The organism is Lentzea sp. NPDC051213 (assembly GCF_044455585.1).
Lineage (GTDB): Bacteria > Actinomycetota > Actinomycetes > Mycobacteriales > Pseudonocardiaceae > Lentzea.
The window spans coordinates 253,013-273,746 of record NZ_JBITEX010000009.1 but is presented as its reverse complement, the minus strand read 5'-3'; the positions used below and the strand labels follow the sequence as shown (position 1 = coordinate 273,746).

Sequence of the window (20,734 nt, the reverse complement as noted above, 5' to 3'; positions counted from 1 at the left end):
TCCTTCACCTCGACTGACTGCCCCATAGCGCCCCTTTTCTCACGTACCATCGCAGTCGCCCACTTCAAGCCGAAGCGCCTGGACAACGTAGCGCGACATCTACCGAACCACCGAACACGATCCGGTGTCCACCGTTCGAGTGTGTCAGGTTGTGATCGTCTTCGGACAACCGGTAGCACGTCACCGTCGTTGGAGATCATGAAAACGTTACACTTCGGCTCTCACACACCGAGCTCATTCGACCGAGCACTTCTTTGATGGTGAGCGTCGTCGTATCGATGGTTATTGCGTCATCAGCGGGAACGAGCGGTGAAACAGAACGGGACATGTCCGCCTCATCGCGGCGAATGACGTCCTTGAGGACGTCCTCGTAGGAGCCTCGATGCTCCTGGTCGAGGCGTCGGCGGGCACGCACCTCCGGGCTCGCGGTCAGGTAGAACTTGATCGGCGCGGCCGGAAAGACCACGGTGCCGATGTCGCGACCTTCAACGATGCACCTACTCTGCCGCTCGGCCCACAGTCGAACCAGCTGCGTGACCCGCTTGCGCAGGTCCTCGATCCGAGCGACGTCCGACACGGCGACGTTGACAGATGGCGACCTGAGATCAGCGCTCTGGTACCGATCGGATGTGAGCAGGTCCTGATCGCGACTCTCCCGGAGCAACTCGTCGCACAGAGACACCAGATTCTCCTGATCACGAGTCAGGACGCCTCGCCGCAGGGCTTCGAACGCAATTAGCCGATACGTTCGTCCGCTTTCGAGATAGCCGAGCTTGAACCGTTCGGCGAGCGCTACGCACGTCGTGGTCTTCCCCGCTGCCGCAGGGCCGTCCACTGCTACCACGACGGGGGTAGCCCGGTCGAGCGAATGCATTGCATTACGCTCCACCGAGTGAACTGGAGCTATCAAGTCCATGCGCCAATATAGCACGGGATTTGCTTGCCAGTTGGCGCAACACTCGACTACCGAATGATAACGCCCGCAGCCAATTCCTTTCAGCCAAGATGGACTGGAAGACCCGTATCCCCAGGTCACAGACCAAAAATCGGACAGAACATCCACGTCACACCGCAACGACAGCCGGGATGTTTCATCACTCGAAGCGATTCTTGACGCAATGGAATTTCGTATCGCGTGGATGCTTTTGTTCACAGGATCGCCATACCCGGTGCAACATGAGCCACAGTCGCAAGCATCCAGCCCTGGTGTACCACTCACCACATGGGCGCTGACCGTCACCCGTACGGCGGACGACCCGCCCGCCTTGCCGCCCAGCCGCGCAGCGAGCCCGAGATCTCCTCGCCACCGTCGGAGAGGTTGCAGCCCGCTCGGTCCCAGCCGGCCCAGCAGGGTCCCGTCCAGGAAGTCGATCTCCAGCGCGACACGTTGGCATGCCACACAAGAGAGTCCCTGTTTGCAGCTTCGCAAACAGGGACTCTCTTGTATCGCGCGCTCGACAGGATTCGAACCTGTAACCTTCTGATCCGTAGTTATTCCAGCTGCGTGATTCTGCGTCCGACCCAGTCCGCTGAATCCGTATCCGTGCAGATCAGAAGACGATCGCGTCCACATGATCCGTAGGCGTTCGTACAGTTCTTGAACGTCCGGGCACCCCCAGGGCACCCATTCGGGCAGCCCCAGACAGATCTCCGCAGTCCGCACCGGACCGGTCAACCAGGTCCCTAAGAAGCCTCGGCAGCTATCTCACACGCGCCGAGGCCGGGCTTCAGACCTCGGAGGTCTCCCGCACATGCGCAATACAGAACACAGCCGCACGCCCGTCGACAGCGGGCGCAGCGGAGATGACGCTGTGAACCTCGCAGCAATTCGAAGCCTGCTCGACATCCCCAATCAGCCGCTCGAAGAAATGATCGAGCAATGGTCCGCAGCCCGGACCCGAAGCCTTCTTGCGATGGCGACCTATCAGCGCGCGCCACAGGTCGACGATCTGCTCAGCGAACTCGTGTACGCCACAAGCATTGCCCGGGAAGTGATCTCCGGTCGTTGGTGCGTCGTCGCCCAGCTGCTGCGCACGGGCACCGATAGCGCGCACTTCTGGTCAGTGATCGGCGAGGCGATCGGCATGACCGAGTTGCAGGCCAAGGACGGGTTCCACACGTGGGTGGCGAGTCAGAACGATCTGCGGCACCAGACCGGCAGGTTCGGGTTCACCGACGCCGAGACCAACACGCTGCACCACCTCGCCGAGGCGGCGTCCTGGTGAGCATCGAAGCCATCAACTGGGCGCTCAACGACGCCCCCATCCCACGAGACCGACGCGACGCCTCCAGCCTCGCCGCCGTCCTCATCGGACTCGCAAACCACGCCGGCCCCGACGGACACAACGCCTTCCCTTCCCTCGACACCCTCGTCCACTACACCCGCCTGTCCGAACGCACCGTCCGCTACGCACTACGAACCCTCGAAGAGCTCCAGCTCATCCGACCGTCCGACCCGGACATCGTGGCCGCCTACATCAAGCGCGCAGACCGCAGGCCCAAGGGATACGACCTAGCGCTACGGCCTTTCAACGAGCCAGTGGACAACTCGAAATTCGAGGGGCAAGCACTGCCTCCCGTCGACCAGCACGAGGGGCAAACACCGCAGGAGCGGGGGGCAAACAGGCCCGGCACGAGGGGCAATGGTTGCCCCCGAACCGTCCCTAACCGTCCAGGGAACCGTCCCACGCGGGCTCGCCAACGGCCCTGCGGCCAGTGCGACGCCCGCCCCAGCGATCCCATCTCAGCCCGGGTCGTCTGGCTCGACGCGGAGAGGTCTCGCTCGGCCTTCTGCCCTCGCTGCCACCCCCGCGGCACGCACCCGGCAGAGGCACACCGGTGACCGCCACCAACGGAAGCCTCGCCCTCCAGATCCGGCAGGCCCTGGACGAAGCGCTCGCCCAGGGCCGCCCCGCGCCGGGCCGTCCCACCCTGGTGCGCCTGACTGGCGCCACCGATCACGCCGTCCGCAAAGTCCTGGCGGAGCTGGCGCCAGAGGACACCAGCCCTGGCGCCAGCGCGAATCAGCCCCAGCCGGTCAACGACACCACCAGCACCGCCGGTGGTCTTCTCGTGGCGTGGGCAGGCTTCGTCTTCGGCTCGATCATGTCCATCGCCGCCAACGTGCTCAGTACCTGGCTACCAGCCCAACACCAGCCCACCGACTGGTCGCCAGGACTGGCACCACAAATCGGAGCCGCAGTCTGGCCGATCGGGCTCCTGCTATCGATCGAGGTGCTCTCTCGTGTGCCGTGGCCACATGGCTGGTTCTGGGTCCTCGCTCGATTTGGCGGCATCGGCGTGGTCGCCCTTGGATCCGCGATCATCTCCTACGGCCACCTGCGAGACGTCCTGATCGCCTGGCACTACGAGCCACTGGCGGCCGCTGTCGGCCCCCTGGTACTCGACGGCCTCATGGTCATCTCCGGGTTCGCCCTGCTGGCCATAAGCCGATCCAAGCCAGCTGCTGCGCCTACATAGACGACTTCGTGCGGAGCGATTCCAGACCTGGCCCGAGTCGCGAGCGGCACCCCAGCACAGCACTCACTGGAATTCCCGGCGAGCCCTCGCCAGCTCCGTCCACCAGCGCACATCGACGCTGCCAGCCAAGGCCGACCTGCACCACTCGGCCTTGGACAAAATCAGCCGCCAAGTCAAACGGTCCCGGCTGGCGGCTCCGAACTAAGCCTGCGGCCCGACCAGACGCGCCTAAGACGTCCGCTACTGCCGATGAGAGGGTCTCCTGAGGCAGCCAACTCTAGGTGGGTAACCAGGAACAACGAGGAGAGCGAACCTTCTGACGTGGCTGATGAGCTTTGTAACGTGCCGACGCAGGACAGCCATGTTCGCCTTTTCGCAGGCACTGCCAGTTCTGGCGAACCAGTCTACGAGGTCGTCCCGGCCATGCGGACCTCCCAGACCGAGTACGAGATCCTTGGCAGTCCAGGCCTTGCAACTGGTTGTGCCGCAGGTGATCGCGTCCGGGTCTTCGCGGACGGGAGGTTCGAGGTCGTGACAAGAGGCGGCAACGTGTGCGTCGTGATCTATCCCCGCACGCCGCCAGACGACAGCGCGTTCGTCACGTTGCAGGACGCTTTCGAGAAGCTCGCAGGTCGTCGATGATCCAACCGGCGAAGCGCGCGTGAACCGGCGCTGGCGGGCGTCGACCTGCGGAACGCTCAGATCGCGGCTCGGCCTGCCGGCCCGCGCACGACCTGACGCACTGTCCTGCCGATGAGCGAGCGGAAACTTGGTAGCTCCAGGTGGCATTGGCCAGCGACACTTCTTGCGTGAGTTGGGTTGCGAATTTGATGCTGTCGGTGAGTGGCTGGGACAACAGCACTGCCGCAGAGTTGAGTGAGTGGTTGCGCACGGACGCGCCTCGGCGAGATGACGCGGGCGCCGGCTGTGGCTTTCTCGCCCTGATCACCGACCAGGATTCCCGTTGGGGTGGCTGGAAGAACCCCGAGTGCCATGTATGGGCAGGAGCACTCAATCACGCTGATCTCGACGCGCTTGTTGCGCACGTTGGCAAGATCGATTGGAAGGTACCCCTCGCCGTCCAGATGTTGATCATGGATCAGGAGGAGGGTTTCTTCCGGCTGTGGATGTTCCGCGGTGGGGAGTTCAGGCAGTATGCGCCCCTCCAGCCGGACGACGACGATCCAGCCTTCTTCCCAGTGGAAGTCTGAGCCACCGCACTCTCATGCCGCGAATCGCGAGTTGCGAAGATCGGCACCGAGGACCGAGCTCCGGTCGGCTTGCGTTTACGAAGACCGAGACGCCCTCCGGCTCGTCGCTGAGCCCTGAGTGATGCTGATGCCTACGCTGCCGGTGCGAATGATCGTGAGGTTGTGCGTTGTAGCCTCTGGTGATTCTGCTGACCGCCGCGCAGCTGATTGGTCACGTAGTTCGACGGCTTGTCCACACCGAATGGTTACTGAGTTGCTGGATGTGACCCCTCGGAACCCCGTAATTCCACGTGAGCGGCGTTCGGTAACTTCTGCCAGGCCAGCTGCGACGTCCTGGTGTGGAGCCGTTCACTTCTGGGATCGCCACCAACCTGTCCAGCGACCTGCTCAAGGTGGGGTTGGGGAAAGTCCGCGACGCTGCGCTCGGCAGTGCGGAGCAGCGGGCGCTGGAGAAGGCGTTCGACAGGGCATTCGAGGTGTTGCTCGACGACATTACGCGCGAGTGGAAGCCCGACGATCCTGCGAACGCTGAGCTGGCAGGCCTACTGGGAGGTCAGCTGAAGTCGTTCGCGAGGGACCCGGAGATCGCGGAACTCCTCGTGTCGGTGGCGTTGCGGGGCACAGATTTGCCGATGGAACGGATCCGCGAGCGGTTCGCTGAGTTTGGATTCGACGAGTCGACGTTGCTGACAGACTTGGATCTCGCGATGATGAGGTTTCAGCTCGCGTTGGCTTCCGAACTGCGCGCGGCGGCCGAGGCGGCGCAGGCGCCGCTGTTCAACCGCGTGACGCTCGCCAGGCTGGACTCGATGCTGGAGCGGCTGACGCGGTTCGAACAGGCAGATGCCGCACCTTCCAAACCCAAGGTGCGGCCGCACGGTGTGCCGCAATCGTCGTCGCACTTCGTCGGCCGAGATGCCGATATGCGCGAGCTGCGCACTCGGCTCGGTGCCTCGGGGTTGCAGGTGCTCACCGCGGTGCACGGGTGGCCGGGCGTCGGTAAGACCACTGTGGCGTCCCATCTAGCGAACGACCGCGCGTTCATCGAGGATGTGTTTCCCGACGGCGTGCTGTGGGCCTCGGTCGGCGAGGTGTCCAGGATCGCCGTCGAACTGGCGTCCTGGGCGCGGCAGTTGCGGTTACCTGATCTTGGGCCGGCGACGCCGGTCGAGCAGCTGACCCGTGAGCTGACCACGGCATTGCAAGAACGGCGCATGTTGGTTGTGGTCGACGACTTGTGGGACGCGGCGCACGCGGTCCCGTTCCTGGTGGGCGGCGCACGGTGCGCGACGCTGGTGACGACACGGCTACCCGAGATCGCCGCCGCGCTCACCGCGACGAGAAACGACAACATCTACCGGTTGGGCATCCTGTCTGAGGAAGCGGCGCTCGAGCTGCTGTCACTCCTGGCTCCCGAGGTGGTACCGGCGTACCCGGCGGAGTCGCTCGCGCTGGTCCGTGCGCTGGAATGTCTACCTCTCGCGATCTGGGTCGCAGGGCGGTTGCTCCACAGGGACGCGACGAACGACTGGAACGTCGGGGACTTGCTCGACGAGCTCGCCGAAGGCAGCGCCCTGCTCGCCGAGCGGGCGCCACTGGATCGCGCTGAGCCCGACCACACGATTCCCACCGTGGCGGCGCTGCTACGCAAGAGCACTGACCACCTAGACGAGGAGTCCCGCCTTCGCTTTGCCTACCTCGGTGCGTTTGCGCCCAAGCCCGCCACTTTCGAGCTTGAGGACATGGCCGAGGTGTGGGAAACGACGAGTCCAAAACACACAGTTCACCAGCTCGTCGACCGCGGCCTGCTGGAACCGGTCGGCAGTGGCCGGTTCCACATGCACGCGATCCTCGTGTTCCACGCAAACGCGTTGTTGACGGAGTTAGCGTGACGACGCACCGTACACGCGCATACCTGTTGCACGCCAAGAACTTTCTGCGCAGGCTAGAGCGGCTCCACAAACTACAGGGCGAGGACCTCAGCGCGTCCAACGAGGACCTTCGTATGTTCGAAGTCTTGTGGCCGCAGGTCCAACATGCGCACCGGTGGCTCGCCACGCAGTCAGGCGAGGAGGCGGACGAACTGTGCATCCACTACCCAATGACGGCGCAGCCCTGCTGGATCAGCCTGCTTCCCGCACACGAGCGACTCGACCGCTTGCGTGCCGCGCACACGGCGGCGTACCGGCTTGCTGATGTCAATGCCTCCGGCGCGCTGTCGCACTACCTCGGTGGCGCCTACCTGGAGCTCGGTGACGCCGCGAAAGCCGCTGCCAGATTCGACGAAGCGCTCGGCGTCAGCCTGACGCACCGCGATCCCCGTACCGAAGCGCAGGACCGCGTTGGACTTGGGCGCGCGTATCTGGAACTCGGCTGGCCACAACGAGCAATTCACCACCTGCACCGCGCACTCGACCTCGTCAGAGACACCAACGACCATCTTGGCGAGGCACTCGTCATGCGAAGCCTGGCACGCGGATACCGGGCATTGAACCGGATGAGAATCGGTCACGAGTACGCCCAACAAGCCGCCGCCGTGCTCAGCGATCTGGGACAGGACCTCGCGGCGGCAGCCACGCTCGGCGAGTCGCTGCTCGATCTCGGCGAGGTCGATCCCGATCATCGGGGATACCAGGCGCTGCTGTTCCAGGCCCGGCGAGCGCCGAACACGGACGAGAGGATCGGAGCGCTGCTACGGCTGTCGCGCGGCCACCTCCGCCTGGAGCAGCCATCACACGCCATACCGCTGCTGATTGAGGCACTAGACGTGGCTGGCAAGCAGGCTGGGGTCCACAAGGAGATCGCGGTGCTTGATGTCGCGACCGAGGCAGCGATCGCCATCCACGACTTCGAGCAGGCGCTGACCTTCGCCGACCGCAGAGTGCGGCTCGCTGAACAGATCGACGACATCCAGCAACGCTGGGCGGCGCTAATCAAGCTGGGCGAGGTGTACCGGCTGCTCAACAGGCACCACGACGCACTCGCCACGCACGGCGATGCGATCCGACTCGCCCAGCAGATCAGCCCCTACCTGCGCGAGGATGACCGGCTCGACCTGTCGGACGTGCCACAGCGCGACCTGCCGGACGCGATTTTCGGCATGTCCGCAGCGGCGAACGCCTACGGCATCACCTACGCGGCACTGGCGGCCGACCACCACGCCGCTGGTGACCTCGCCGAGGCCGTCTCGCACTGGGAGCTGGCGCTGCGGTCACCACTCGAATCCAGCTTCGAGGCATGCGTCCTCGGCGATCTCGCGATGGCCTGTGCCGACACCGGTGAGTACTCGAAGGCGATCGAGTGCCACGAACAGCAACTCATGATCATCCGCGAAAGTGGGGATCGCGCCGCCGAAGCAGACATGCTCGGCGAGATCGCAAACGTCTACCGAGCGCAAGGAGATCCGGCTCGCGCCATCGACTACTACCAGTCGGCCTACGCGATCGACGTGCAGATCGGCGCGTACAGCGACATGACCAATGTGCTGATCAACCTAGCGGGCACAGAATTCGAGTCCGGTCACCCACGCCGAGCACTCGGCTACGCCTTGCGCTCGGCGACGCTGGCCCGCAACGGCAGAGATGTCCAGACACTCGCGTACGTCGAGACCGTGGCCGACCACATCGCCCGCGCGCAACCCGACGACACCTCGCGTGGGGATTCGGAGTCGCCAACCGAAGCGGGCGATGTCGAAGCGGCTCGTATGAAGCTGGAACGTGCCGCCCAGACCGGCGACCCAGCCGCCGCGGCGCATCTTGCGCAACTGCTCCGCGCGAACGGCGGCAACGTCGAATCCTGGCTGACGGTCGCACTGACCGACGGTTGCCCAGACTCGGCGGATGCCGCCAACGTGGCCGGAACGCTACTGCTCGAAGCGGGGCAACCCGAGAAGGCACGTGCCGCCTTCGAAAAGGCCATCGTGCTGACCAAGGGGCACGCCGGAGCAATGCTGAACCTCGGCCGGACGCTCGAGCTGCTCGACGATCGACTCGGCGCGCGGGAGGCCTACCAATACGCGGCTCGGACCGATGATCTATTTGTCCAGGCCCCAGCCCTGCTGAGCCTGGGCAGAATGCTGAGCCTGGAGGGTGACCAGGCCGGAGCACTGGAGGCCTACCGGCGCGCGGCGGCGGCCGACGACCCGAAGAGCAGCCCCCTCGCTTGGTTACGCATCGCCTGGCACGCCTTGCGGAAAGATGATCTCACCACGGCAGCCAACGCAGCCGACCAAGCGCTCGCCTCTGGACACCTCGACGCAGTCCCCGCAGCCCTGATCATCTCGGGAGTGGTCATGATGTGGCGAGGAGATCGCACGGGCGCCGCCTCCGCTCTGCGACGAGCGATCTCGACGGCCAGGTCTACAGACCAAGCAGCGGAAGCCACACTCAACCTGGCCGTCATGCTGGACTCTGCGGAAGCCGAACGACTGTGGCTGTCGATCCCAGTCCTGCACGACGACCGCCTGGACCCGCATGTCGCGTCGAGGCTGGCCGACGTCCGGCTGCGTCGGGGCGACCGAGTCGGTGCCATGTCGGCGTGGCTAGACCGGACGGATGGCGACGCCGCGAGCGCGGTCCGAGCGGCGCTCACGCTGAGCAGGTCTCTGCTCGCGCAGGACCTGCGTGAGCAAGCTGGTGCGGTTCTCGAGCAGGCGATCCTGTTCGAGGACGCCGAGACGCTGTCCGGGACGGTCGACGACAGGATCAAACTCCTTGAGGATCGGGACCGGATCGCGTTCTTCCTCCGCGAGGCCGTTGACATCGGCGGGCCGGAACTGCGGCCGCTCGGGGCAGTACGGCTCGGATCGTTGTACTACCACCAGCTCGACGACTCGACAGCCGCTAGAGCCGCCTGGGCTGTCGCGGTGGACTCACGCCACCCGGAACACGCTCCGCACGCGCTGTACGAGATGGCCGTGGCGTTGGAGCAGGAGCACAACTCCGCAGGCGCACGCGTCCTGTACGAGCGGGTCATCGCGGCCGGCACGGCGAACATCACGCCGTACGCCGCGATCAACCTGAGCGCCATTCTCGCCGCTCAACAAGATCTCGACGAGGCCGATGCAATGCTCGACATCGCGATCGAGTCGGACAACACCGAGCAGGCGGGCATGGCCTGGATCAACCGCGGCTTCCTCAGACTGCGCCGACGAGACATTGTCGGCGCGCGCGAAGCGTGGCGACGTGCACTGGGGAGCGGACCGGTTCCTAACGAGATGGCGATGCGCAACTTGGAGTTGCTGTCGGCGGACCGCGTAACCGCGCAGGTCACGCAAGATCAACCTGTCACCGGTGGCGAGAACCTACAAGCCTGATGCCGTGGCGTCCACAGAGCGCAGCACCATGCGCAAGCAGCGCGTCGATAAGAAAGCCGTCGCCCACCGCTGAACGCTCGCGTCGCACAGCTTGTGAGAGCGCTGCTCCATCAGGCTGAAATGCCGCCACTGCCGACACGTTGATCTCCTGCGGGTCGACAGGCAGTGCGAATCCACCTAGCTGCCCAGGGGCCCTGGCAACGAACGGAGAGCGGCATGACAGGTTTCGTGACCGTGCTCGCCGAGGGGGAGGCGGGCCGGGCGGGCGTGGTGGGCTGGATCGTCCTCGCTGTCGTGGCCGGAATCGGCGCACTGTACGCGATCTACCTCGCGACAACCGCCGAGGACAAGCTCATCAGCCGGCTCGGACAGCGCGCGCCAACCTTCTCACCCGCGTGGTTCGCCGTGCTGCTCACCGGGCTCGGCTTGCTCGCCACCGCGTACATCTTCTCCAGCTTCGGCTTTGCCGTGCTCGGAGGCATCTTGTTGTTCATCGTCTGGCGAATCTCGGAGCATCCGGACACACCGTTGTAACCCGCCAAGTTCAGTCTGCGCCCCGCCTTCGCGCGAAGCAGCGATGGCACGGCGCACCAAACAGTCGCCTACTCCCCAGATCGGCCTGTGGTTTGTGTCGGTCCTGCTGCCCAGGCTGCGGTCGGGGACTGAGGCGTGGGCTCGCCGCAGCCCTGCGGACCTTTCTCCAACCGACTCGCAGTGATCGCGCCCGACGGCAGTGTCTACTGCGGATCGAAGGCCGCGGTCTGCTCGTTGACACTCGCGAGAACGTCCGCACCACGATGACGCGGAGCAGTGTCGAGGACAATCCGGCTTGGTTCGCCCAAGTCCACCTCACATGGCGGCAAGCCGCTGAATCTCCGCCATGACTGTGGACCGAATGCCTGCCCATGCCGTTGGCCGACCGTCTTGCCGACCATCACAATTGAGTCCGCATGCTCTGCCTTACGCACTCTCATACCGCCGAGGTGCACGCACGCAGGCCCAGAGGACGGAGAGCCGATGGTCCCGTGAGCGCTGAACCCCAGGAGATCATGGGCTGAACGTATGGTTCGGCGGCTCGTGAAACCCGATCCGAAGGACAGGGCGGACCCCTGACCAAAGTCGGGGTTACAACCGCTTGGCCACAACCTCCAACGCGTCCCGGTTCAACGAAATGTCGGCGACAACGCGAAACCGGTGAGCTGGAAGACCGGCGCCGTCGTCTCGAGCAGCGAACTCCTTGTAGTTGCGGAGCCGGCCATCGGGACGGCGACGCTCATCGGGCACACGGTCGATCAATCTGAACGCTGTCAGCGCGCGATGTGCCTCGTACACGTCGCGACTCAGTCCGTACTCGGCTTCGCGAACGCTCCCCGCGACGAAGACGCCGCCTTCCCGGTGTCGGCCGGGATAAGTGGCCGCGAGGTGGCGCAGCATCAGGTAGGTCGCGATCTCCGCCGGCAGGAGTACGTGCACCCAGCCCTTCAAGAAGAAACCGGAGGGGAGCGACAGGCGCCTGAACCAGTCGTGTTGCGGCACCGTGTACGGCAGGAACGGCTGACTGCCTGATTCATGCCCGAGCTCGAACCGCTCGAACCTGCCGTGACGCGTGGCCTCGCCCGCAAGGCGGGCCAGGTTCGACGCGGCCAGCGCCCGAACAGCGGACTTCGCCTGCCGAAGCCGGTTGTCCAGCTCGGTCGCCCGTTCCACCGACGTCTCCGTGCTGGCGCTCGCGTCGGCGGCGAGGAGTTCAAGCCACCCGATCTCGCCCTCTTCTGTGCCGTGCAGCGCTCGGTCGTTGCGGAAAGCGCTGCCCGGCCGGTGCCTGCACTGGGCGTCGAAGAGGGCGACCAGATACATCTGAAGCGCGATGCCGCGAGGGGTGATCAGGCTGGACAGCGGCGACCTGTCTCCAGATGGCGCGACGATCAGTTCCTGCCTGAGGTGCACCTTGCTGGGGCGAAGGCCCTTGGTGTGCACCTTCACCCGGTTCAAGCACGCGGTCTCGTGCCCGCTCTTCAACCGCTCGAGGCGTTCGAGCCGCTTGAGGCGGCGATCGGCGTCACGTGACACAGGTCTCAGCGTACAACTCTGACCGATTGGCCGCGACGGATTGGCCCGCACGTAGTTCCCGGTTAGCTGACTTGCTTAACCCGAGACGCTTAATGCGGGCCAATCCGTCGATCAACAGCGGGTGCGTCGAGCCCGCCTCTGCGCCCAGACTGGCCGCACAGCACACGCCAGCAACAGGAGTACAGAACAGTGGACGACTTTCTGCCGCAGCGCGGCCTGATCGACATCGCGGCCACGTGCATCCCGGTGATCGTCATGACGCTGGCGATCTTCCTGGTCAGCATCACGATCGTGCTTCTTCCGGAGGCACGCCAACACGCAGCCCTCAAGGTCATCGACCGCCTCAACACCGTGGTGCTCACCCTCATCGGAAAGGCCACCACATCTGGGCGCCGGGCTATCACGAGGTGAGAAACGGCTGCGGCCCCGACCGATGTGGTCGGGGCCGCAGCCGTTGACGAACGATGATCAGTGGCCCGCGGCCATCTCCGCCGCCAGCCGGTCGTCACCGCTCGCCTCCTTGAGCGGCTTCTCTTTAATGAACACCACCGCGAGCAGCGCGAGCACCGCGAACGGCACGCCCACCTGGAAGATCTCCGCCGTCGCCTGAGCTGAACAAGCCCGACCGACCTTGAATCGAGCTCTGCCGACCAGCAAAGTCCGATTTCCGCAGGTCAACGCACGTCCTCGAAACTCCTCCTTTCGCGTTTGCACGCAGCAGGCACCGAGACGTACTTCGACCATGTGACAGGTTCTCAGCTCAGCTCAAGCGACGATGACGCCGCAGAGCCGTCGATATCACGCTCAGGTGACGTGGCCGCGATGGTCACCCTCGCGAACGCGATGTTTGCCGGCTTGGCGGCGACCTACGTTGCGACGCAGTCGGTGTTGATAACTGTCTTGGCAGCCTCGCTGGTCGCGTTCCTGTCAATCGCAGTCGTGGTTCGTCGACAGCGCCACAGCGGTCGGTAGCACTAGCCATGTCACGAACGACACCACTGAGGGACTGCAGCAACGGTCGTATGAGGCTGAGGAGGCGGCATGTCCAACCCGCCTGAGAGTTTCGACGACTTCTTTCGACGCGAGATCCGGTCCCTGGTGACCTTCGTACTGAAACTCGGATACGACGCTGAGGATGCACGAGACGCGGCAGCACAGGCAATGACGATGGCCTACCAGCACTGGGAACGCCTGACGAATCCCTTGGCCTGGGTGCGTGTAGCTGCTCAACGCATCGCGTTACGCCACGCAAGGCGCAAGCGTGCCGGAACAGCTTGTGCCATCCAACTCTGGAGCGAGTCCAGAGAAGTCGCGGCTGCTCCCTCAGAGTTGATCGAAGGGAACCACCGAGTCCTAGCGCTCCTCGACATTCTGCCGTCACAACAGCGCGAGGTGATGGTGTGGCACATGGACGGCTTCGAGACAGACGAAATTGCGCGGCACCTGGGAGTATCTGAAGCTACCGTCCGGTCGACCAAACGCCACGCCCGGAACCTCCTAAAGAAGAAGCTCGAGGATCTCACCCGCCGGCCCGGAGAGGAGGGACCTGGCTATGGATCCTAACGATGTCGACATCGACACCTGGCTGTTCGAGGCCGATCGCGACCTAGAGGCGAGCACACCAGCGGAGATCGATGTTGAGGCCATGCTCGCTCAGGTTAAGCAACACGCAACGGCTGGCGCATGGAGTCCCGAGGGGCAGCACTTGTCTCTGGATGCCGTGACAGCGTTCGTAAACGGAGAGTTGTCGCCGAACGCCCACGCCCGCGCTGCAGCCCATGTGGCCCAGTGCGGCATCTGCGCCACGGAGATCGAGACTGTTCGTCGCCACGCAACAGGGCGCCCGCTGCCTGAGCAGTCCCCCATGCCCGCAGATAGCACATCTGTACCTCCGTCCGCGCAGGATGCTCATGAACCGCTGCCGATCTACGAGGCCGCGCTATCTAGTTGGTTTGGAGCCGCATCTACGCAGAGTCAAGCAGTTGACGCCGCCGAGCCGAGTGGTGTGGTCGCCTCGTCTGCCGGTGATTGGACCTCACCAACAGACGAAGGTTGGCAGGCCGCGCAAGGGCTTCTCTCTGGCGATCATGCCAAGACCAGAACAGCATCAGGGCTTCCCAAACGGGCGCCAAAGAGCAGCACTTCGGCACCGCCGCTCCCTCCGCCCACCGCGACAACACAACGGGATCTCGCTGACGCGGTCCGTGCACGCTTTTCGAGCTGGCAGAAGGGACTACATGCGGCCGCTGATGCTATGAGCGACCCCTCCCTAGACGAGGAAGCTCAAGCCACGATGGGCTCTTACAGGAACGCCAAGGCTGAGTACGGCGAACGCGACACTGCAGGTTCCCGCATCAACGCCCCTCATCCAGCGGCGCAGGATAGTGCCATCAGGGACTACGGCAATCCTTCCGGAAACGGCCCAAATCAGTTCGACATAACCACACGTGAGGAATTCATCCGCGCACTGAATCAGCTTCGCCAGTCGAAAGGGCTGTCGTACAAGCAGGTCTCGGACAACACAGGAGATCTGGCGCTACCGAAGAGTACTGCTCACGCGTTGTGCACTTTTCGATTCCCGAAGCGGGAAGACCAGCTTCGGGCGTTCCTCGTCGGATGCGGGGAGACGGCCGAGACTCTCGAAAACTGGGTGGATCGGTGGCGGCGCGTTAACACTGGCTCTCAGCGTTCGGTCTCGCCACGTGGTGACTTGTTAGTCATGGAAGCACGCTCTGGAAGCAAATAGGGAGCAGCTCTGCCCTCTGAATGCGCCTGAGCAGCACTCAACGGACCTGAACAGAATAGCGCTGACCTGCGGAAGTCATGTTTCCGCAGGTCAGCGCAGCATCGGTGCCATAGTTCACACAGAAGGAGTCCTGGAACCGACCTCAACGGCACTCAACTGCACCAAACCGCTGGTCAACGGACCTCAACGACCTCACAGCAGACCTCCAGTCGAGCCCCTGAGCGCTTAGATTTCGTGACCAAGTGCCCACTCGCGCTTGAGAGCCAAGGCGATGTCCCCAAGGCACCGCGTTTCCGGAGTTCAGTGACGCGGGAGGTGCGCGACGGAGGGACGACCGAGATGAGCGGAGGAACCCGGCCTTCACGCTCTCAACGACTTGACTGAGACGCGAACACCGTGAGCTTCACGGCGACGGCAACATGGTGAGACTCACGACCTGTGCCATTTCCTCACATGCCGCTGATCGAGGGCCGGACGGCTGCGCTCATGCCCACCGGATTCCAACTCAGGCCAGGCGATATCCACATCGCAGACTACGACCCACGCAACAACAACTCCTCCTCTAGTAAAGCCGTTAAGAATGCCTCTGCACATGACGTATGAGCCGCCTCAGAACTCTTTAGACTTAGAAGCCCTTACACTTCCTATCAGCAGCAAGGACAAGAGCGCTGACATCACTGTCGAGTGCCGTGACGAAGACACTAAGGACGACTGTCAGCCAGGCAGAAGTATCGGCTACTATATCGAGCTCACGAATTCCGCCGCGCTGACAGCGACGAACTCCTCAGACCCTCACGCGTGCGTCGACCAAGAAGGTTACAGTGGCTCACAAGTCCCAATACAGCTGGAAACATACTATTGCGTGCGGACGAATCAAACATTCGCCGTCATCCGTATCACCTCTGCTCCCACCGCTCGCCCAGCCAAGCAATCCGATGTGGTCACTGTAGACATTGAGGTCACATCAATAACAAGGCGCTAACCACTTGAAGATCGAACGAGGCGCCAGGCCGTCTAACAGGAAAGCCACACCGAGGGAGCGACGCAGGACAACCTCAATAGAGGTATTTGGAGAGCAAAACCGATACGCGGGGAGACATGCCACGGCGTCGCTTCGCTATGGTCCGACCTTCCGGGCCACGGTGAAAGCAAAGGACGGCAAGAAACCCTGTCGCTCTCCGCGGTGCTCAACGCATCAGCTCGGGGCTCGACCACCTAAACGAGCTCACTGGCGTTCGAGGAGATCGAGCGCGAGTCGCCATCCTGGTGACTGCAGCCTGGGTCGGCAACGGCCGCCATCGGGTCCGCGTTACCAAGGTCGAACTCGACACCTAGACGGCGGCTCTTACTCACACAGGGATGACATGACGAGCCAAGATCCGTCATTCCCCACAGGCTAACGACGATGTCTCACGGTGACAAAGAACGCTTCAAACCAGACAACTCTCACACCGACAGATCAATGAAGTCGTGCGCCCGGCGGTTGAGAGCCAGCACTGCCAAGATGGCAGGACGGAATAGAACCGCCAGCCGTGCTCCTGAGATCACCTGCACATCCGCGATGCCACCGCGGTAGCCAATCGTCGCCAGTTCAGCTCCGTTGCCCCAATCACGGATACGACACACCGTTGAGTCCCACGAGGCAATAAGACCGTTCCCTGCGGTGTAGCGGACTCCACGGTCGCCACGAGCGATCTCGATCCAGTGTACATCCGGATTCTGGATACTGAATCCCATCAGGTTTTTATGGGCGTCACCCGCCAAAAGGGTCTGGCCGTAGACACCTAGCAGCCGCGAGCACTCTGCCGTTGCAATCCAGAGCCTGCGTCCATTGAGCGTGAAGCGGCTAATAACGTGTTCCTCAAGGGCGATATGACCGTCATCATGGAGGACGAATTTGTCGCGACTGCCCCTACTCCACCAACACTTCCCGCTCACCAGATCAATAATCGCTACACTGTCGGGCCCGGTGGTTAGCACGGCGAGTCGATGACCGCGTTTGCCAATGATCTCATGCCCTCGGCCGACTGACGGCATGCGCTTGCGCCAAGTAGGGTCAAGCATGTTCGTCAACCTGCCATCGCGGGTCAGGTCTAGCGTCCATGGGTCGTCCGAAACGCGAGTCAGACTGCTCGCCGCAATCGTGAAACTATCACCCTTAATACGCCACCCGCGCGGCTCCCGGTCGATGTACATCGTTTCAAGCGGCATGGCGGCTTGAAGTATAACGCCGCCATGACTTGGTGCGCGTACAGTAAGGGCTCGTTCCGCAGCCTCCGCATGGTTATCGACACCCTCAAGTAGAACGAAATGCTCGTTCCACTCCAGTGCCGGCGGAAAGAACCAACCAGAACGCTGAACCCAACCGGGCGAACTGCCATCTCTCGAAGAGTAGCCCCTCATAGCGCACTGATCAACGAGCGCTAGCACCTCGCCAGCGAACGACAATCGTACGGACTCGTCAAAGAACTGGCTAACGTCCTGCGCCCAAACCTGGGTCAGTCCATGTAGGCGGGCACGCAGATCACCGGATACCGGGGGCGCCGAAACGGCTCCCGCCAAAGACTGCTGCGGCATGACGAGTGCATCCTTGACATTGCCATCAAGGCTCTCCCGCAGATGCTGCACCTTTTCTGCCTCGGATGCGAAACCGAGTTTCCGCAGGAGTTCATTACCCCATTCCAGGGTCTCCTTTGCGTATTCCAGGCCCTTTCGCTTGCTCGCATGCGCCCAGGCGTTGCGGGCTGCAACAAGATTTACGAGGAGTTCCGATCTCAAATCTCGACCGACCGAACAGGCAAGATATGCTGGATCTGCCAGGATTCGGAGACTCAGCGTCAAGTCGCCTTTGTTTAGACGACCACTGCCATAGATACCGCTGTCTCTGATTTCCTTGAATCGGCCAAACCACCCGGTCGTACCAAAGACCTTGCACATCTCTTGATCAACAAGAGGCGCCAGCGCCTGTTCCATAATACCGAGAGCAGTCCAGACAACACCGCCGTGCTCAGGAGTGAAGACTGACATGAAGTTTCCTAATAGCAGGCGAAATGGTGAACAAATTATGTCAGCGACAACGTGTCTCCAGGTTTAGTCGGAGTCGCTGCAGTGGGTCCTCGAGCACCTCCTGATCGAGCGCGAACTCGAACGACAGTGAAACTCGCCGATTGGGTACCACCACCAGGTAGCAGCTCGCCGCCTCGAGCAGCCCGCTGGAGATCAGCCTCTCCCGATCTCCAGCGCTGACCCGGTCGCTTGATGCCCTCATCGAGCTACCAGGTCAGCACTTACGCCTGCACACGACCCGCCACGGCGCGACACATCAGCATCATCGCCGCAACCGGTCGACTCGTAACCATGAACGCGCCAGACATCGACGGCCAATGAAATTCCACGTGAACCAACCTTCCAGCAACGCACTCTCATGCCGCTGATCGTGTGCCGAGCAGAGACGCGCTCATGCCGATGCGGGGTGTACGCCGGGGTAGATCGACCTACGCTAGCGGGATGATCCAGATCGGTTCGAGGGCACGCAGGCTGCCGGCACCACCCTCTGTCGTCTGGGAGTCACTCGTGGAGCCGCATCGGCCAGGAACTCGTCCGTGGCTCAGCTTGCTGCCCGACGAAGTCGCCCCCAGGGTCATGGAAGCAGACAAACCCAACCGAGTCGTGTGGTCATCGCTGTGGCCGAGCAGGCCACGCGATCAGGTGCACTTTGCGCTGACGGCCGCTGCAGGCGGAGAGACCTCACTCAGGTTCACCTTGCTCACGCCCGACGACGCCCCCGACCAAAGCAAGACAGGGCATCTTCGACGGCGGCTCAACCACCTGCTTTTCGCTGATCTTCGTTTCTCTTACAGCCAGTGACAGCGGCAATCCTCGAACGTCCTCTTCTGCCGCTGATCGTGTGCCTTCACCTTGGCCAACCTCGCCGCCGCGCATCAAGAAGCCGGACACCACGTCGACGCCACGTGTCGTGACCCATTCGGCGAGGGTGCTGCGGCCGCGGGTGGGGTCAAACCAGGTGTTGCGGTGGTGGTCGCTCTCGGTGTCGGCGGCGTAGTTGCCTGCGGTGCGCTGTGTGGTGAAGCCGGAGATCGAGACGGTGTGGCCGTCGCCGACGCGGTCGCATCTTGGTACCGAAGCCTTACAGCCCCTCTCTATTCACTCGTCGGGGCGCTTGAATCTGTACCAGCTAGGGATCGAACGAGGCTCGGCTGAGTCCGTGCCTAATTCCTTTTTATCTTGAATCCGAGTGTCCCAATTTTTGAGGCTATCTAGCAGTCTCTCCTTCAGTTGGCCTATCTCGTCATGGGCCACTTCGGTCTTGTCGCCAAACTTTAACTTCTCCGGGGTGACGACTTCGATATGCAGTCGCGAAGCGTAGTCGGAAGTTGCAGGTGGCAACTGGCGTGAGGTTACAATGAGCGGTTTGACGCCAACCTCGTCGATTTGCTTGCCAGTCAAGCTCGACAGATTCGCGTACTCGTCAAGCTTACCGCTGTCGGTCGAATCCTTGACGCTCGACCCAAAACGTACGACCGTCGATACATCCAGATCCCCTTTTCCTCCCTTGATCTCAATTGGGAAGAGATTTCCCTTCGGGGATGTGGCAATGACATCAAACCCACTGTCGAGCGGCGCCTCTTTAAGCCTCCATCCAGAAGGGCGTAAACTCTTGCCGACCTCATCAACGATTTTTCTCTCAAGTTCGAATTCTTTCATTCGATCCTCCAGGAAATTCCCTTGCCTCGATTGGACGCAACCGCGACCACCACGGCTGCAACGGCCGGCACAACTAGCTGGCCCACGACCCACCACGCAGCGGGAATCTGCGCGGCGGGTACGATGCCTAGAACGAGCCCCATCGTCAAGGTGGCCATCGACATGGCACCGACAAGGACAGGTAGTCGCAACTCAGAGCTGTCCGTTACTAAGCCGCTTAACGATGGTCGGCGCCCCGTAATGATCTCGGAACCTCCGCTAGTGATCGCCGCTCCGCAAAATTGTGGCCGCTCGCCATTGTGAATTAAGTGTTTTGCGTGAAGGAGTCGCCGCCAAATCTCTTCGACTGCTCCTTTGGTATCGACACCGATACCGGGTTCCACCTGAATGTCGAAGCGACTTAGTGTCTGACTATCCACCACTTCTTCGTATTGGAAGTTCGTGATGACTGTGAAATTGCTCTTATCGTGATATGCGGAGACAAAGAATTTCGAGTGCAAGGGTTCAAACTTAGTCATCTGCTTATAGAATAGAGACCTTTTCAATGCGGCCTCGGAGTTCGGGAACAACTCCTCGACCTTGGCCTTCGCTACGCTCTCTTCAAGCGGAACCCTCACGGCTACCGTCGCGATTATTGGGCTGCCAGCCATTACCTCACCTCGACGCATGTTGGATGCCTGGAGCCGCCAGGTGGGTCTAGATCCACACCTGGGGTATCGAGACCTGGAGGCCGGTCGTTACGAAGACTGATTTACGCAAGGACCGCATGGAGGCTGCGCCGCAACGCCGGCGGTGTGCCTTCGGACTACTATCTTGGGAAGTTGATCTAGCGGTGGGAAGAATCAGTCGGCGCCATCATGATCGCTGCTCGTAGTTGATCACGGCGTTGCTCAGTGAGGTGATCTCACCAAGGTTCCCGAAGCCACCGTCAATCGCCTGCATCTCGGCGGTGACCCGGAAACCGAGACTATGGCCTACGCCGACGCCCTCATCCGCGTAACACTGTCATCCAGTTCGCCGACGGCAAGATCGCCTCGGTAGCGTCTGATGACGAAGCTTGGGTCTCGCTGCCGGGCCCCACCTACGCTGACGATCAAGACGCACTGCAGGACGTCGGCGATGCGCTCTCAGTCGTCCCCGGTCTGGTCGTTCCTGACGAGTTGTGGGACGGCAAGATGCACGTAGAAC

General features: G+C 62.5%; 17 protein-coding genes. 11 read left to right on the top strand and 6 right to left on the bottom strand.

Going from position 1 to position 20,734, the window contains the following annotated elements:
* Positions 1-196: 196 nt before the first annotated feature.
* On the bottom strand, positions 197-874 hold the full coding sequence (cmk, locus tag ACIA8G_RS35510) for a (d)CMP kinase (protein ID WP_396423124.1): 678 nt from the start codon (positions 872-874) through the stop codon (positions 197-199).
* A gap of 877 nt (positions 875-1,751) precedes the next feature.
* Here cmk and ACIA8G_RS35505 point away from each other — a divergent pair.
* The 8 genes from ACIA8G_RS35505 to ACIA8G_RS35470 all read left to right on the top strand — a co-directional run bounded on the left by ACIA8G_RS35505 (position 1,752) and on the right by ACIA8G_RS35470 (position 10,539).
* Positions 1,752-2,225, top strand: coding sequence for a hypothetical protein (locus ACIA8G_RS35505; protein ID WP_396423123.1), 474 nt, complete (start codon positions 1,752-1,754; stop codon positions 2,223-2,225).
* A complete protein-coding gene (locus tag ACIA8G_RS35500; protein WP_396423122.1) occupies positions 2,120-2,842 on the top strand; it encodes a helix-turn-helix domain-containing protein in 723 nt (240 codons plus the stop codon). The genes ACIA8G_RS35505 and ACIA8G_RS35500 overlap by 106 nt, the downstream gene beginning before the upstream one ends.
* On the top strand, positions 2,839-3,480 hold the full coding sequence (locus tag ACIA8G_RS35495; RefSeq protein WP_396423121.1) for a DUF2637 domain-containing protein: 642 nt from the start codon (positions 2,839-2,841) through the stop codon (positions 3,478-3,480). The genes ACIA8G_RS35500 and ACIA8G_RS35495 overlap by 4 nt, the downstream gene beginning before the upstream one ends.
* Before the next feature lie 321 nt (positions 3,481-3,801).
* Complete coding sequence (locus ACIA8G_RS35490) at positions 3,802-4,122, top strand: DUF4265 domain-containing protein (protein ID WP_396423120.1); 321 nt, start codon at positions 3,802-3,804, stop codon at positions 4,120-4,122.
* 167 nt (positions 4,123-4,289) lie between these two features.
* A complete protein-coding gene (locus tag ACIA8G_RS35485) occupies positions 4,290-4,691 on the top strand; it encodes a hypothetical protein (protein WP_396423119.1) in 402 nt (133 codons plus the stop codon).
* Positions 4,692-5,290: 599 nt separating this feature from the next.
* Positions 5,291-6,583 carry an NB-ARC domain-containing protein gene (locus ACIA8G_RS35480; protein WP_396423118.1) on the top strand — a complete coding sequence of 431 codons (1,293 nt, stop codon included), beginning with the start codon at positions 5,291-5,293 and terminating at the stop codon, positions 6,581-6,583.
* 113 nt (positions 6,584-6,696) lie between these two features.
* The gene (locus ACIA8G_RS35475) at positions 6,697-10,005 is read left to right on the top strand and encodes a tetratricopeptide repeat protein (protein WP_396423116.1); all 3,309 of its coding nucleotides are present in this window, start codon (positions 6,697-6,699) and stop codon (positions 10,003-10,005) included.
* Between the two features lie 216 nt (positions 10,006-10,221).
* On the top strand, positions 10,222-10,539 hold the full coding sequence (locus ACIA8G_RS35470) for a hypothetical protein (protein ID WP_396423115.1): 318 nt from the start codon (positions 10,222-10,224) through the stop codon (positions 10,537-10,539).
* 591 nt (positions 10,540-11,130) lie between these two features.
* Here the strand turns inward: ACIA8G_RS35470 and ACIA8G_RS35465 are convergent.
* On the bottom strand, positions 11,131-12,075 hold the full coding sequence (locus ACIA8G_RS35465) for a hypothetical protein (protein WP_396423114.1): 945 nt from the start codon (positions 12,073-12,075) through the stop codon (positions 11,131-11,133).
* A gap of 189 nt (positions 12,076-12,264) precedes the next feature.
* Here ACIA8G_RS35465 and ACIA8G_RS35460 point away from each other — a divergent pair, with 189 nt between their 5' ends.
* Complete coding sequence (locus ACIA8G_RS35460) at positions 12,265-12,486, top strand: hypothetical protein (protein WP_396423113.1); 222 nt, start codon at positions 12,265-12,267, stop codon at positions 12,484-12,486.
* 57 nt (positions 12,487-12,543) lie between these two features.
* On the opposite strand, the gene ACIA8G_RS35455 is transcribed toward ACIA8G_RS35460, so the two are convergent.
* Positions 12,544-12,819 (bottom strand): hypothetical protein, encoded by a 276-nt coding sequence (locus ACIA8G_RS35455; RefSeq protein WP_396423112.1) that lies wholly within the window; start codon positions 12,817-12,819, stop codon positions 12,544-12,546.
* A 297-nt stretch (positions 12,820-13,116) separates the two neighbouring features.
* On the opposite strand from ACIA8G_RS35455, the gene ACIA8G_RS35450 reads away from it, so the two are divergent.
* On the top strand, positions 13,117-13,638 hold the full coding sequence (locus ACIA8G_RS35450) for an RNA polymerase sigma factor (protein WP_396423111.1): 522 nt from the start codon (positions 13,117-13,119) through the stop codon (positions 13,636-13,638).
* The gene (locus ACIA8G_RS35445; protein ID WP_396423109.1) at positions 13,628-14,821 is read left to right on the top strand and encodes a hypothetical protein; all 1,194 of its coding nucleotides are present in this window, start codon (positions 13,628-13,630) and stop codon (positions 14,819-14,821) included. Before ACIA8G_RS35450 ends, ACIA8G_RS35445 begins: the two co-directional genes overlap by 11 nt.
* 1,446 nt (positions 14,822-16,267) lie before the next feature.
* Here the strand turns inward: ACIA8G_RS35445 and ACIA8G_RS35440 are convergent.
* The 3 genes from ACIA8G_RS35440 to ACIA8G_RS35430 form a co-directional block, all read right to left on the bottom strand.
* Positions 16,268-17,848, bottom strand: a complete 1,581-nt coding sequence (locus tag ACIA8G_RS35440) for a hypothetical protein (protein ID WP_396423108.1) — start codon at positions 17,846-17,848, stop codon at positions 16,268-16,270.
* A gap of 1,137 nt (positions 17,849-18,985) precedes the next feature.
* Positions 18,986-19,546, bottom strand: coding sequence for a hypothetical protein (locus tag ACIA8G_RS35435; protein ID WP_396423107.1), 561 nt, complete (start codon positions 19,544-19,546; stop codon positions 18,986-18,988).
* The gene (locus ACIA8G_RS35430) at positions 19,543-20,196 is read right to left on the bottom strand and encodes a hypothetical protein (protein ID WP_396423106.1); all 654 of its coding nucleotides are present in this window, start codon (positions 20,194-20,196) and stop codon (positions 19,543-19,545) included. Before ACIA8G_RS35430 ends, ACIA8G_RS35435 begins: the two co-directional genes overlap by 4 nt.
* Between the last annotated feature and the right edge of the window lie 538 nt (positions 20,197-20,734).